8 protein-coding genes are annotated in these 16,054 nt (G+C 31.9%); 7 read left to right on the plus strand and 1 reads right to left on the minus strand.

Annotated elements, in window-relative coordinates; genetic code table 11:
- Positions 1–106 precede the first annotated feature (106 nt).
- Positions 107–250 (minus strand): hypothetical protein, encoded by a 144-nt coding sequence (locus B9Y54_RS12310; RefSeq protein ID WP_156954938.1) that lies wholly within the window; start codon positions 248–250, stop codon positions 107–109.
- Between the two features lie 363 nt (positions 251–613).
- On the opposite strand from B9Y54_RS12310, the gene B9Y54_RS04685 reads away from it, so the two are divergent.
- The 7 genes from B9Y54_RS04685 to cas9 all read left to right on the plus strand — a co-directional run bounded on the left by B9Y54_RS04685 (position 614) and on the right by cas9 (position 16,053).
- Positions 614–1,225 carry a DUF1819 family protein gene (locus tag B9Y54_RS04685; protein ID WP_085559183.1) on the plus strand — a complete coding sequence of 204 codons (612 nt, stop codon included), beginning with the start codon at positions 614–616 and terminating at the stop codon, positions 1,223–1,225.
- Positions 1,222–1,803, plus strand: coding sequence for a DUF1788 domain-containing protein (locus B9Y54_RS04690; protein ID WP_085559184.1), 582 nt, complete (start codon positions 1,222–1,224; stop codon positions 1,801–1,803). Before B9Y54_RS04685 ends, B9Y54_RS04690 begins: the two co-directional genes overlap by 4 nt.
- 11 nt (positions 1,804–1,814) lie before the next feature.
- Positions 1,815–5,426, plus strand: a complete 3,612-nt coding sequence (gene brxC / locus B9Y54_RS04695; protein ID WP_085559185.1) for a BREX system P-loop protein BrxC — start codon at positions 1,815–1,817, stop codon at positions 5,424–5,426.
- 55 nt (positions 5,427–5,481) lie between these two features.
- A complete protein-coding gene (gene pglX / locus B9Y54_RS04700; RefSeq protein WP_085559186.1) occupies positions 5,482–9,009 on the plus strand; it encodes a BREX-1 system adenine-specific DNA-methyltransferase PglX in 3,528 nt (1,175 codons plus the stop codon).
- A gap of 347 nt (positions 9,010–9,356) precedes the next feature.
- Positions 9,357–9,722, plus strand: a complete 366-nt coding sequence (locus tag B9Y54_RS04710) for a type II toxin-antitoxin system PemK/MazF family toxin (protein WP_085559187.1) — start codon at positions 9,357–9,359, stop codon at positions 9,720–9,722.
- 275 nt (positions 9,723–9,997) lie between these two features.
- The gene (gene pglZ, locus B9Y54_RS04715; protein WP_159446056.1) at positions 9,998–12,517 is read left to right on the plus strand and encodes a BREX-1 system phosphatase PglZ type A; all 2,520 of its coding nucleotides are present in this window, start codon (positions 9,998–10,000) and stop codon (positions 12,515–12,517) included.
- 230 nt (positions 12,518–12,747) lie between these two features.
- On the plus strand, positions 12,748–16,053 hold the full coding sequence (cas9, locus tag B9Y54_RS04720; protein WP_085559189.1) for a type II CRISPR RNA-guided endonuclease Cas9: 3,306 nt from the start codon (positions 12,748–12,750) through the stop codon (positions 16,051–16,053).
- Position 16,054 lies beyond the last annotated feature (1 nt).

The following is a 16,054-nucleotide window of genomic DNA, read 5'->3' on the forward strand; positions in this document are numbered from 1 at the left end:
ACACGTTTCTAACGTTTCCTTGATAAATTGGATAACATGCTATTCTTTTACTACTAAAAACAGATATTGTTTCTGCTGGATTAATGTATAAATCTTCAGTTTGAAGTTAAGACATAACAGCCACAAGCATACCAGGTTTCAAGACGTTTTCAGCTGTTTTTCTGTTTAGTTCTTCATACATAGATTTCACTTGCTCATAGTTAACGACAGGAACTTGTGTTGTTTCTGTTTGTTCTAATGCATCGACCAACGTTTGATAAAAATCTTGAGATTCTATGTTTAGTGATGCAACAGCATATATTAGTTTTTGATAGTATCAAAAGAAACCTTGTGTTACGTTAAAAAAATTGTCAGCGGATGAGTTAGCTAAATGAATATTTATTGATAAAGGATAATGATGAGAACGAAAAAGAATAGCCAAAGAGTGTGGACATAAAAGTTGTTCAAAAAATTAAATAGAATAGAACTAAATGAAATAAAATACTTGAAAGGCATTAATAAAGTAAAAGCGAACACGAGTAAAGTAGGATGATACTACAATGTACTTACTTATCTATTTTTCTTATAGTCCTTATGTTAAAATATAGGTAAAAAGCTTTATGTGAGGAAGATTATGGAAAAAAAGAATCAATATCGTACAACTATAAAAATTTGCCCCCTATTTTATCAAGAGACTAAACGAATCAACCAACTTTTATTAAATAATATAACGAAAGAAGAAATTATTAAAAAGTTGAATGACCAAAATCATTTACAGTTAACGTCTGCTGCTCAAATAAAATCAGTTGGCAGCGAATTGTTGTATAGGCTGTCTTTACTCGATAAGAAAATACAAGAGATGATTCAAAAAGAAGATAACCAAACGTCTAAAACATTGGTCGTTTACAGTATTATTTGTGCAGATCGGCTATTCCAAGAATTTACTAGAGAATTATATTTAGATAAATTATTGACGTTGTACACAGAAATTTCTAAACAAGAAGTTATTCGATTTATTGAGCGTAAAGCAGAAACGAATGAAACAGTTGCTAAGTGGCAAGAATATACTTACAATCGATTAGCACGTTCTTTTTTGCAAGTATTAAAAGAAGCAGGCTGGATTCACGAAATGAGAAAAAGTCACTATAAAATAGAGCGGCCATTCATTTCAATTGAAGCCAGAAATTACTTAAAAGAAGCAGGCTATGGCCCAGCGGTAGAAGTAGTGTTAGGAGAGTTATTATGAGAACGACTCAAGAAAGATTGAATAGTTTACAAGAAAAGTTAATGAGTCCTGACTTTTTAGAGAAACAAGGACTAGGTAATGAAATGAGTTATTATATATTTGATTATGATCCGAAAGATGAACTTTTAATACGCAAAGCTATTCCGGAGATGACAACATATATCACTAAGCATACTGGGGATAGACATTTTCAAGAATTTAATCTTTACGATATCATCATTCATTTTTTTGAAGAGCGAAATTATATGCAAAAGAACTTTAGAGCTGAAGAAAAACTAGGTAGCGAACGAGTGATTGAAAAAATGCAACAGGGATTAAAAATTGCAACTGAACGGGATGTGATTGTTAATTCTATTAAAGAGCAACTGGATGAAGAGGCCATTATTTTGATTAGTGGAGTTGGAAAGGCGTACCCGATTATCCGGTCACATGTCATTTTAAATAATTTACAATCAATCGTCACACATAGACCATTGATCATGTTTTATCCAGGTAGATTCGAAAATAACACGTTAAAGCTATTTGATATCTTTCATGATGATAATTATTATCGTGCATTTCAAATAATACCCAGATAGGAGGAGTTAACTTGAAAATAAACGAGTTGTTTTATAAAGATATTGAGCGAGAAATCCAAGGTGTAGTTGTCGTTGATGAAAAAGAAGAAGAAAAAGCGGAACAAGAGTTAGAAGAATTTGTTGTAACGGAAGAAATGGAAAAACATTTAGATACTTTTTTTGAGGCATATAATAAAGCCTATAAACAACCCACGGATAGGATTGGAGTCTGGATATCAGGATTCTTTGGTTCAGGGAAGTCACATTTTTTAAAAATATTATCGTATTTATTAGATAGCAACAAAACTGTCTCAGGAAGAAAACCAGTTGATTATTTTGACGAAAAAATTCAAAATCCGTTAGTCTTACAAAAGATGAAAGATGCGATTAGCTACCAAACGGGTGTTGTCCTGTTCAATATTGATTCTAAAGCTGGAGCAAATACGAAGCAAAGAAAATTAGCAGTTGTCAAAGTCTTTAATAAAGTGTTTGATGAGCACCGTGGATACAGCCCCTCTATACCTTGGATTGCTCATTTAGAAGAAACATTAGAGGACAAAGGACAATATGAAGTGTTCAAAAAGTCATTTGAAGAAAAAGCTGGTCTTATTTGGGAAGAGGGACGAGATGAAGTTTTCTACAATGAAGATGAGATGATAGAAGCTCTTATGGAAGCAACAGATATGAGCGAAGAAAGTGCACGTCACTGGATTACAACGGGTGAGGAAAATTATGATGTTAGTGTTGATTCGTTTGCCAGACGGGTGAAAAAATATGTAGATCAAAAAGATTCTAATTACCGCCTAGTGTTTATGGCTGATGAAATGGGCCAATATATTTCTGATAATAAGGATTTAATGGTTGAATTGCAGACTGTAGCAGAAGATATCGGTCGTTATACAAAAGGGCAAGTTTGGGTAATGGTCACAAGTCAACAGGATATTGATAATTTAGAAAATGATCTTTCTTCTTCAAATGATTTTTCAAAAATTCAAGGTCGCTTTCCGACTCGTTTAAGCTTAAGCTCTGCAAATGCTGATGAAGTTATCAAAAAGCGCTTATTAGCCAAAAATGACACGGCAAAACAAACGTTACAAATTACATACGATGAACGAATGCAAGCGGCTTTACGGAATAAGATTTCTTTTTCAACGGATACGGCTACCTTAAAAGTATACAACACAATGAAAGATTTTGTTGATTTTTATCCTTTTGTTCCTTATCAAATTACATTATTACAAAAAGTACTAGAAGAAATTCGTAGACATGGACTCGCTGGTTCAAGTGTCTCCACAGGAGAACGAAATTTATTAGGAACGATTCAATTAGCTGTTTTACAGTACAAAGATAATCCTGTGGGTTCTTTAATTCCGTTTCAATCGTTTTTTGCGAATCTAGACTCTAGTTTAGATTATAGTATACGATCAACGATTATAAAGGCACAACAAAATGCTAGTTTAAATAAATTTGACGTCGAAGTATTAAAATTATTATTCTTAATTCGGTATATTCAAGAAATCCCAGCTAATATTGAAAATGTCGCGACTTTAATGATTAATCAATTAGATGAGGATAAATTAGAAGCAAGTAAACAAGTTGAAGAATCTTTAAGAAGATTAGTGAAAGAGTACTTAGTTCAGCGTAATGGATCTGAGTTTATCTTTTTAACTAATGAAGAACAAGATATCAACCGCGAAATTCAAAATATGGAAGTACCTACAGCCAACTTACTGAATCAAATTGGGGAAGTAATCTATAGTGATATACTCGACTTGAAAAAATACACACATTATTCGGTTTTGAATAAGAAAAGCGTCAGTTACAACTTTGATGTAGCTCGTTGGATAGACGATCGTGTTATTGGTAATGCTAACGCTGAAATAGGTGTCCGAATGATTACTCCTTACTCGGATAGTTATCAAAATTCAGAAAGTATCTTGCAACTGTCTTCAAGAGAAAATCAAGTAATTGTGGAATTGGATTCTACAGGAACGTTTTATGAAGATATGTTAAATATTATGAAAATTGATCAGTATTTACGTGTGAATTCTTCTCGTAAACGGACAGACTTAGAACAGGATATTTTAAACCGTAAAGCTCGTGAACGAAATGAGTTAACAGCCACTATTCAAGTTCAATTGCGGAATGCTTTAGAGCATGCACATATCTATATTTATGGTTCAGAAGTAGAAGTTAGTGGAACAAATGCTCCTTCAATTATTAGTGCTGGTTTACATCAATTGGTAACAAACATCTATCGTCATCTCAATTATATCCAAAAATTTTATGAACGGAGTGATTTTGATTCAGTTATTCATCAAGATGATATCGAATTACTAGAGATAGACGGTAATGATGAAAATCACTTAGCTACGGAGACTATCCAACAGTATATTCAACGACAATCTGAAAGAAAAATTACGTTTACATTGTTTAACTTGATTCAAGAATTTCAAATAAAACCGTATGGCTGGCGTGTAGAGGATATTCTAGTCTCTATCATTCGTTTAGTTAAGGCAGAAAAAATCATTCTAAAAACAAATCATCAAACCATTGAGTTGCACGATCCAATGCTAGAACGACAACTGATGAACCGCAATTCTCAAGAAAAAATGCTTATTCAAAAACGAAAAGTGATTGACGAACGAATCCTCCGTGAGGTCAAGCAACTCCATAAAGATTTATTTGGAGTTCGTTTAACAGAAGATAAAGAAGATAGAATAGCCGAAGAATTTCGTGCGAGATTAGAACGGAAACAAAAAGAATTACACGCACTATTAGAAAAATATCGAGAACATTTTTATCCAGGGCAAGAAGAGATTAATCAGTATTTGAAAGATATTACCCAAGTAGTTCATGTACAAGATACATTAGAATTCATTCAAACTTTACATCGGGCAGCCATAGACCTGTATGATGATGCGGATGAAATGATAGAAATACAGACATTCTTTAAGTATAGTCAAGTAGTTTATGATGAAGCTTACAAAATACGCAATCGGTTTAAAGATGATCAATCCATGATTCAACTTGAAGAAACTTTAAGCGTGGGAAATGAAATACAAAATATTATAAAAATGGTACGTCCATATAAACGGTTGAGCGACTTACCAAAATTAGTCAAACACTATAAACAATCATTAACCGAAGAAATGAATAGAGAAATTGGACCGCTGATGGATAACGTAACAAACAAAGAAAAAATATTACTCGATTCTATTCAAACGGACAAAGAAGTAAATCAGCACTTTGCTCATAGTATTCGCAGTCGCTTTGAGGTATTAAAACAAAAGGTTGATAACTCTGGCACGTTGAAAGATTTAAGTGCTGCTAAATCTGAAGTCGAGTTTATTACAGATCAACTATCTAGTCAAATTAATAGATACCAGCATGAACTAGCTGAAGAACGGCGAATAGCATTAAAAGCAAAACAAAATATACAAAAAGAAAAATCTTATCCTGAAAAAGAAGAAGTTGAACCCATCATACATGAACCACAAGCAGTATTGGTACATGTCAGTCAATTGATACCTTCTAGTAGCTATACTATCCGAAATGAAGCAGAGTTAGCTAAGTTGATGGAAGAAGTGAAACAAAGACTTCAAAAAGAGTTAACAGAAAATAAATACATTCAATTTATCTAATAAAAGAAAGAGCTAAATCATTTTAGCTCTTTTTTAAAATGAAAGAAGTGTGAGTATGGATAAAACAAATTTGAAGACATTTGCTAGAGAAGCTCGAAAAAAATTAATTATTAGTGTCAAACAAAGAGCAGCTTATTTTAAGATTACTTCTTCTGGTATTGATGAACTACAAGTACTAGAAGGCATAAAATTAGTCAATGGACAACCAGTTAATAAAAAAACAAGCGACTATTATACTGATTTAGTAAATAAAATAAAACTATTAGAACGAGAAACAAATTACAAACAGGCATATGAGGAAGTAATGGAAGAGGTAGCCTATACATGGTTTAATCGATTAATTACTTTTCGATTTATGGAAGTTCATGATTATCTACCCATCAGAATGTTGTTACTCTCATCTTTAGTAAATGGAAAAGAAGAGCCAGATGCATTAACGGATATAGGGCTGCTTATAGATGAGTTAAATCTAGAAGAAAAGTTAATATGGAGTTTACAGGATGACCATAACCAAAATGAACTTTTTAAATATTTATTGATTCAACAAAGTCACCAACTAGGGAATCTTATCCCAACAGCTTTTGAACCAATCGGTGGTTCAGAAGAACTTTTACTTCCAGATAATTTATTGAGTACTGGTAGTGTAGTTCAGGATTTAGTTCGTGCTGTTGAGATATCGAACTGGCAAGAAGTGGAAGTGATAGGCTGGCTGTATCAATATTATCAATCAGAAATAAAAGAACAAGTGGGGGGACTTAAAAATTATACCGTTTCAAAATATAACCTTGCTACCGTAACGCAACTCTTTACGCCTAAATGGATTGTTCGATATATGTTACAAAATTCATTGGGGAAATTATACAATGAACGGTATCCAAGTAATGAACTAACAGATAGATTTGATTATTTTTTAAAATATAATAAAGAAGAACCTTTATTACCAACTACTTTTCAAAATTTAGAAGACATAAGATTAGTAGATCCTGCTTGTGGCAGTGGGAATATTCTTATAGAAGCATTTGATTTATTATACGATATGTACCTAGAGCAAGGCTATTCTCCAAAAGAAGTTCCACAATATATCATTGGGAAAAATCTTTATGGGTTTGAAATTGATAAACGCTCTACTCAAATCAGTCACATATCTCTATTTCTGAAAGCTGTTGAAAAAAATCCTAGAATCATTCGACATCAACAAAAATTTGACTTCCATATTTATGAATATATTGATGCGGTGGTAGAAGTATCCGAAGAGATGCTGGAAATAGTTTTTGAAGAAGAAGAGATAGAGCGCTATCGTACAGCTGAAAGTAAGCAAGAAAATGGCAAACAATTTGGAACGTTAATCACCTTCCCAGAATCGTATGATGATTTACTTATTAAGTTAAACAACTTTTTAGAGGAAAAAACGGAAGATTTATATATTCAGGCGGTAAAATCAGAATTAAGAAAAAAAGTACTACCCATATTAAATATTTCACATTTTTTAACGATAAAATATGATGTGGTTTGTACAAATCCACCTTATCATAATAAGTTTAATCCAATATTGAAGAAATTTATGCAACAAAATTATCCGAGTACAAAATCAGATATGTACTCAGCCTTTATTGAAAAAACGTTTAGTATGACTAAAAAAAATGGATATGCAGCTTTAATGACACCATACACATGGATGTTTATATCAAGTCATGAAAAATTAAGGAAGTATATTATAGAAAACGGCGCAATCAGTAGTTTAGTTCAATTAGAATACTCAGCCTTTGAAGATGCTACAGTTCCACTATGTACACTTGTATTGCAAAATCAGCATGAACACACTGTGGGAGCATATGTTAGACTTACTGAATTTAAAGGTGGAATGAATATTCAGGATAAAAAAATAAAAGAAGCATCTACTAATAAGAATTGCTTCTATTTATTTGAAGTTAATCAAATGAATTACAAAAAAATACCAGGAAATCCAATTTCATATTGGATACCTATTGAAAAAGTATCCAGGATTTATAACAATAATGAGACTCTAGAAAAATTTGTTGAGATAAAAAAAGGTCTAGCAACTGGAAAGGTTTCTTTATTTATTAAGTATTGGCATGAGATTTCTTTAAATAACTTCTCAATAATGATTAAGAATGCTAAATGGTATCCTTGTCATAAAGGAGGAGACTATAATAAGTGGTATGGAAATTTTGAGAAGATAATAAATTGGGAAAATAATGGAGAAGAAATAAAAAATTATAGAGATAATAATGGTAAACTATTATCTAGACCCCAAAATTTAGATTATATGCAAAAAAGAGGAATAGTTTTTTCTAAAATAACTTCAGGAGGAGTTAGTTGTCGAATTATGACAGGAGAAGAATTCTTTGATGATGCAGTGCAAGGTATGTTTTTAAAAGATGAAAAATTATATAATTATATACTGGCACTTTTAAATTCAAAACTTAGCGGATATTTTTTGAGTTTTTTAAATCCAACATTAAACAAACAAATTTATGATTTAAAAAGAATACCTGTTATTATTTCTGAGAATTTAGAGATTAATAAATATACTGTAAAAGCAGTCTTACTATCCAAAAAGGATTGGGATTCGTTTGAAACGTCTTGGGATTTTGAACAGCACCCCTTCATTACCTATCAAGAAGACTTTAGAATTATTAATGATATATTTCAGAAATGGTCTAATGTAGCTAAACAAAGATTTGATCAATTAAAAGAAAATGAAGAAGAATTAAATCGACTATTTATTGACATATATGGACTACAAGATGAACTAACGCCCAAAATAGAAGATGAGGATGTTACAGTAAGAAAAACAGACTTAAGTCGTGATGTTAAAAGCTTTTTATCTTATCTAGTAGGAGTCATTTTCGGTCGTTATTCCTTGGACAAGCCAGGCTTAATATATGGTGGTGGTGACTTTGAATTAGAGCAGTATCAGACATATAAACCAGATAAAGATAATGTTATTCCGATAACAGATGAACATTATTTTGAAGACGATATTGTGTCTCGGATAATAGAATTAGTAACGATTATTTTTGGAGAACAAACGGTTGAAGAAAATCTACAGTTTATCGCAGAAGCTCTAGGAATGAAAACGAATGAAAATTCAAGAGAGGCTCTTCGCCGGTATTTTATGAAAGATTTCTTTAAGGATCATAAAAAGATATATCAAAAAAGACCTATTTATTGGCAGATGACAAGTGGAAAAGAAGACGCATTTAAAGGGTTAATTTACTTGCATCGCTATGAAACAAATACTTTAGCTCGTGTTCGTACAGATTACGTATTGCCATTAACGAATACTATTTCTGAATTAATGCGCCAAGCACAGCTTGTTAGTGATGGCAGTGATTCTTCAAAGGAAGTTGCTAAAGCTCAAAAGACTAAAGAAAAATTTCAAAAGCAATTACAAGAATTAAGGGATTATGACTTAATATTGAAGAATTTAGCGGATCAAGAAATTGAGTTAGATTTAGACGACGGTGTAAAAGTTAATTACGAGAAGTTTCAAAATATCCCTGTAACAGGAACAGAGAATCATAGGGTGACTCAAATGAATTTGTTAGAAAAAATATAAGGAAAGATACTTCCTAGATAGTAAGTTTATCTGGGAAGTTTTTTTATGGAAATCTAGAATAGAAAAAACACTCTTTTTGTAAAGGGTTGTAATGACATGTTACAATGATAAAAAAAGGAGGCGTTTCTATGAATACGATTAAGGCTAGAAAACAAGGGAATTCAATTATGGTTACCATACCTAGTTCTTTTGGTGTTAAAGAAGGAGAAGAATTTTTTTCATCAAAAAAGATAATGGAGCTATCGTAATGATTCCTAAAATTGACAATCCTTTTGAGATTGCTGAAGATGGCGAATTCTATACTCCAGATTTAAACGTCGGTTTTGTCCCTGTTAAAGGAGAATTAGATGAGCTATAAACCTAAACAAAGAGATATAGTCATTATTGATTTTGCACCGTCAAAAGGCTATGAAATCGATAAAAGACGTCTTGCGTTAGTGGTAAGCAGTGATAACTATAACCGTGCAACGAATCTTGTGATTGTTTGTCCAATTACAACGACAGAAAAAGAAAAAGTTTTTCTTATTCCAATTGAATCAGACAAATTACGAGCTAACGGAATGGCTACCAGCAAGGTAAATACAAACCAAGTTTTTTCATTAGATTATACAGAAAAAGCGACTAGGAATATTCAATTTTTAGATAAAATAGAAGAAGAAACGTTTTATCAAATTGCTCAAATGTTTATGCATAATTTTTCGTTTAAAATTTAAAAGACTAAAGAGAATTAATAAATAAAAAAATAAGCACACTTCACTTTGACGTTATAGTGGAATGTGCTTCTTTTAAATTAAAATGAATGCTAAACATAGTAGTAAATAGTGTATCTTATTGTTAAAATAGGTGTAGTTTACTTTGGATTATTTATTAAAAGAGTAATAAAGAGAAATAGACTAGCCTATCTGATAGCCAATATGATTTATAGTGAACGAAAGTTGCAAGATAGAATAATAATAAACAACTAATGATAAGAAAGTATGGTGAAGTAGTGTTTGAAGCTGAAGTAAAATTAAAAGAACGTTTTAAACAACCCTTACGAGATGAGCAAATAAGAAAAATTATCTTTTGGTACGATGAAACACAAAGTTACTTATCCGAAGTGGATGAGTATAGCTTAGAAGACGTTCATACCATTAAAGTTAATGAGAATAACTTAATTTATACAAAATATCTGATTGAAAAAGAATTTCCAAATGATTCTTTTTTGTTGTATTTTGGTCAAGCAAGGCCCCTTGAAAAACAGAATAATCCTTTATTGGATATCTATTTTTATTCAGAAGAATTTAAACTGGATGCGATAGCAGCTATCATGGATGAATTAGGATTAGAAGATAATGAAAGTGATTATTTTTTCCAATCTCATGCATCTTTTTTTCAAAATAAGAAGCGACAAAAAGATTTTCGTGATTTATTAATAGGAGATAGCGACAAATCTATCGAAAAATTAACGCTAGGAATCATGTGTGTGTTGGTTAAAGCAAAAGAGTTCAGTTTTTCAGTTGTTTGTGAGAAATTATTTGCAGAATTAGCTCAAGATTCTAGCCTATCTTGGGAACAAATAGAGAAGTTTGGTAAACTAAGTGAGTTTTGGGAGTTTGCAGAGAGCAAATTTCATTACCATAAAGAGAAGCCTAGCTTAAAAGATTTTCTTATTAGTATTTTTGTATCTAAGTTATCAATAGACTATAATGAAAAAATTCCTGCTAATTGGGACAATTATCTAATAACACCTGAAAATAACAGCGTTGTTTTTTTAAACCGTTGGATGAATCAAGTTAACGGGAAGATAGAATACAAGAAAGTAGCTATACTTGTTGCAGACGAATTAAAATTCCAAAAGTTCTTAAAAAAGAAATCAAGTGAATTCTTGTCTCAATCGGATACTTTTTCTGGAATAGAAGACTATTTAGTTGAATCAACCATTGATGCACTTCTTATACCTGTTGTTAGGCACAACCAGATAGAGCAACTCATCTTAAATCGACGAAATAGTTTTTGGTATTCGAACTATAGCAAGCAATATAAAGCCTTATTAGCTGCAAGTCGGCTGCTATTTAAAATTAATGAAATCGAACAGAACGGTATGGAATCAGGAACAGAAAAATTATGGCATGCTTATCAAGAAAATTACTATCAAATTGATACGTATTACCGTCATTTTAATGTTTCATTTGCTCAATTAGAAAATCCTTCAGATAATTTTTACCAGTTACAAGAAAAAGTTGAGAATTTCTATACAAATGGCTTTCTACAGATTTTTGCAGAAAAATGGACAGCAAACCTTAATCAAATGGAGACCTTTGAAATCGAGGGAATAGCCAAACAAACGAACTTTTATCAAGATGATATAAAAGGATACGTAGATAAAGATACTCGTGTATTCGTCATTATTTCTGACGCATTACGCTATGAAATAGGTGTGGAGTTAGCTGAAGAACTAGAAAATAGTCACTACTATCAAGTAAATGTAAAAAATATGCAAGGTGTTTTACCTAGCTATACAGGGTTGGGAATGGCTAGTTTGTTGCCTCATCAAGAGCTTGAAATAGGAAGAAATCAGATAATAGTAGACGGAATGAGCAGTCAAGGTCTAGATAATCGGAATAAAATTATGGGGAAAAATATAGGAATAAATAAAGGCAGAGCTTTCAGGGCTAAAGATATCCTAAATGCTACTAAAACAGAGTTAAGAGAACAATTCAGTGGTGGATTAGTTTACTATATTTATCATAACACTATTGATGCCACTGGTGACCATGCTGCTAGTGAGGATAAAGTATTCCAAGCTGTGGAAACCGCAAAATCAGAATTGATACGACTATCAGATAAACTAGTAAATAATCTTAGTGCAACACATCTCTATATTACAGCGGATCATGGATTTATGTATACTAAAAATCCGTTAGCTAATGTGGATAAAGTATCTATGCCCGTCAATCAATCTATTGAAAGCAATCGTCGATTTTATATTGATTCAATAAAAGAAGCGTCAAGTTCTTTTCATACATTTAAACTAGAACTAGCTAATCAGGGGGAAAACTTTGTCCATATTCCAAAAGGCCTAATGAGAATCGCGGTCCAAGGAGCGGGTTCAAATTATGTTCATGGAGGATCTATGCCCCAAGAGTGTTTGATTCCTCTATTAGAGATTAAAGCAACAAGTGGGCGTGATACTCGTAAACGAGTAGGTATTCAACTGGTTAGTGAGCAAAATCGAATTACGAATGTAGTGACTTATTTGACTTTCTTACAATTACAACGGGTAACCAAAGAAAATAAGAGCCAAACTGTGGGAGCTTATTTTGAAGACAAAGATAAAAATAAACTATCAAATGAAATCATTCTATTAGCGGATTCAATTAGTGAATCTCCAGAAGACCGAATTACAACTGGAAAATTTACTTTTATTCAACGTCTATATAGTTTGAAAGAAAGTTATTTTTTCGTACTAGAAGACCATCAGAGTGATGAAGAATTAGATAGACGCCATTTTACAATTGATTTATAAAAACAAATTAAATAACTTGTAATATAAAAAAACATAGTATATAATTTAGAAGTAAAGTTTTAGCCGACTTTGCAAGGAACGTATAGTAAAGGGAGTGTTCTGCACTCTCCTGTAAAGCACTAACCCCATCTTCTTTTGAAGATGGGGTTATCTTTTTTTTTAGAGTATCGAAAACAGTTTCTTTGTATTATAATAAGAATATAAAACACGTGATATTTAGGAGGGATAGTATGGGTTATAGAATTGGTTTAGATATCGGAATTACTTCTATTGGTTATTCTATTTTAAAAACAGATGAGAATGGAAACCCGAAAAAGATTGAGTTTTTAAACTCAGTCATTTTTCCAATAGCTGAAAATCCAAAAGATGGTAGTTCATTAGCAGCTCCAAGAAGAGAAAAGAGAGGATTACGCAGAAGGAACAGACGAAAGAATTTCAGAAAATATCGTACGAAGAGACTATTTATAGAGAGTGAATTATTAACTGAAAAAGATAGTCAAACTATCTTTGAAAAGAATGCCGATAAAAGTATTTATCAGTTGCGATACGAAGCGCTAAATGAACGATTAACAAATGAAGAACTATTTCGTATTTTTTATTTCTTTTCAGGACACCGTGGATTTAAATCTAATCGAAAAGCAGAACTGAAAGAGAGTGAGAATGGTCCAGTACTGACAGCTATTAATGAGACGAAAGAAGCTTTATCTACTAGTGGTTATCGTACGTTGGGAGAATATTATTATAAAGATGATAAATTTAATGCACACAAGAGAAATAAAGATTATAACTATTTAACGACACCCGAGCGTAGTTTACTAGTTGAAGAAATTAAAGAGATTATCTCTAAACAACGAGAATACGGCAATAAAAAGCTAACAGACAAATTCGAAGAAGCTTTTATTGGAAATCAACTTGAAAAAGGAATTTTTAATCAGCAACGTGATTTTGATGAAGGTCCTGGTGGCAATAGTCCTTATGCTGGTGATCAAATTGAGAAAATGGTCGGTTGGTGTACTTTTGAAAAAGAAGAAAAAAGAGCAGCAAAAGCTAGTTATACCTTTCAGTATTTCGACTTATTATCAATAGTAAATAATCTTCGGGTACAAGAATATGCTGGTGAATTATATAGACCTCTGACTAGTGAAGAAAGACAGCTAATTATTGATAAAGCTTTTGAGAAAGAAAAGATTACTTACAAAGATGTAAAAAAACTATTAACCTTAGATGAATACGCAAAATTTAATTTACTTAATTATGGAAGTAAAGTCGAACCTGAGGTAACAGAAAAAAAGACAACGTTCGTTTCTTTAAAGTCGTATAATAAATTAAAAAAAGCAGTTGGTAAAGAACAACTTAGTGAGTTGTCACCAGCGGTCATAGATGAAGTAGGATATATTTTAACTGCTTTTTCAAGTGATACTAGTCGAATACGTGAATTTAAGAATCGATTAGATTTCTCAAATGAGTTAGTAGAAAAGTTATTGCCTATAACCTTTTCGAAATTTGGGAATCTTTCAATAAAAGCAATGAAAAAAGTTATTCCTTATTTAGAATTAGGAGATACGTATGATAAAGCCTGTAGTGGAGCAGGATATGACTTCAGACAAAACCATGTTGACGAAAAATATATTAAAGAAAATGTAATGAATCCAGTAGTTAAAAGAGCTACAAGTAAAACAATCAAAGTTGTAAAACAAATTATCAGGAAATATGGACCTCCGGATGCAATTAACATTGAATTAGCTCGTGAATTAGGTAAAAGTAATGAAGAAAGAAATAAAATAAAAAAACGTCAGGATGAGAATCGCTCTTACAATGAAAGAGTTGCCTCTCAAATTTCAGAACTGGGATTTGCTGTAAACGGTGAGAGTATTATCCGTTTAAAACTTTGGTTTGAACAAAAGAACTTAGATCCATACACGGGGCTATCTATTCCTTTGGATGATGTATTTTCATATAAGTATGATGTAGATCATATTATTCCTTATAGTAAGTCTTTTGACGATCAATTTACTAATAAGGTATTAACGAGTACTGCTTGCAACCGAGAAAAAGGAAATCGTATTCCAATGGAGTATTTAGGAAATAACCCAATCCGTGTAAAATCTTTGGAAGCAGTAGCTAACCAAATTAAGAATATAAAAAAACGTGAAAAATTATTAAAACAAACGTTTAGTAAAGAAGATACAGATGGATTTAAAGAACGAAATTTAAAAGATACCCAGTATATTTCGAAATTATTAAAGAGTTATTTTGAACAAAATATAATTTTTTCTGAAAGTTTAGAACAAAAACAAAAAGTATTCGTAGGTAATGGCGTTGTCACAGCAAGGTTGCGTGCAAGATGGGGACTAAATAAAGTGAGAGATGACGGAGATAAACACCATGCTATGGATGCAACAGTTGTAGCTTGCATGACACCTACATTAATCCGTATGTTAACGTTATATAGTAGGAGACAAGAGGTTAGAGCAAACCTTGATTTATGGCAAACATATGATGAAAAAGAGGATCCAGATTTTCTGAAATTATCAAAAATTAAAAGAGAACAGTATGAAAGTTTATTTTCTAAGAGATTTCCAGAACCCTGGCCAGGATTTAGAGATGAGCTTTTAATTAGAATGTCAGAAGATCCGAAATCGTTAATAAAGAATTATCCAACAGTTAAAGCTAACTATTCTGAACAAGAAATAATGGATTTAAAACCGATGTTTGTTGTTAGATTAGCAAATCATAAGATAACAGGTCCTGCCCATCAAGAAACAATTAGAAGCGCTAAGCTATTAGACAAAGGCAAGACAGTTAGCCGTATGTCAGTTGATAAGTTGAAATTAGACAAAAATGGTGAAATAAAGACAGCTAAATGGGAATTTTATAAGCCAAGTGATAATGGATGGAAAATAGTATACGAAGCAATACGACGTGAACTTGAAAAGAATAATGGAGAAGGAACAAAAGCTTTTCCGAAAAAAGAGTTTACGTACGAATACAATGGACACTCACATACCGTTAGAAAAGTACAAGTAGTTCAAAAAACTACTTTATCTGTTCAATTAAATGATGGAGAACAAGTAGCAGATAATGGATCAATGGTAAGAATTGATGTATTTAAAACGCCTAAAAAACATGTGTTTGTCCCCATTTATGTTAGCGATACAATTAAAAATGAGTTACCGAAGAAGTGTTCTGCTCAAGGGAAAAAATATTTAGATTGGCCGGAAGTCGATGAAGCTGAATTTCAATTTTCTTTATATCCGCGAGATATGCTTCATATCAAGCATAAAACAGGATTTACGGCTTTTTATAATGGAGAAAACAAAGGACCTGTAAAAATAACTGATTTTTATGGGTATTTTACCTCAGCTGATATCGCTAATGCACAAATAAATATTGTTTCTCATGATAACAGCTTTTTAGGTAAAAGTATTGGTATTGCAGGACTAGAAAAGTTTGAAAAATATAGAGTAGATTATTTCGGTAATTACCATAAGGTAAATGAAAAAGTTAGGCAAACATTCCAACGAAAGAAGGGATAAT

The organism is Carnobacterium iners, from assembly GCF_900177385.1.
In the GTDB taxonomy this organism is placed as follows: Bacteria; Bacillota; Bacilli; order Lactobacillales; family Carnobacteriaceae; genus Carnobacterium_A; species Carnobacterium_A iners.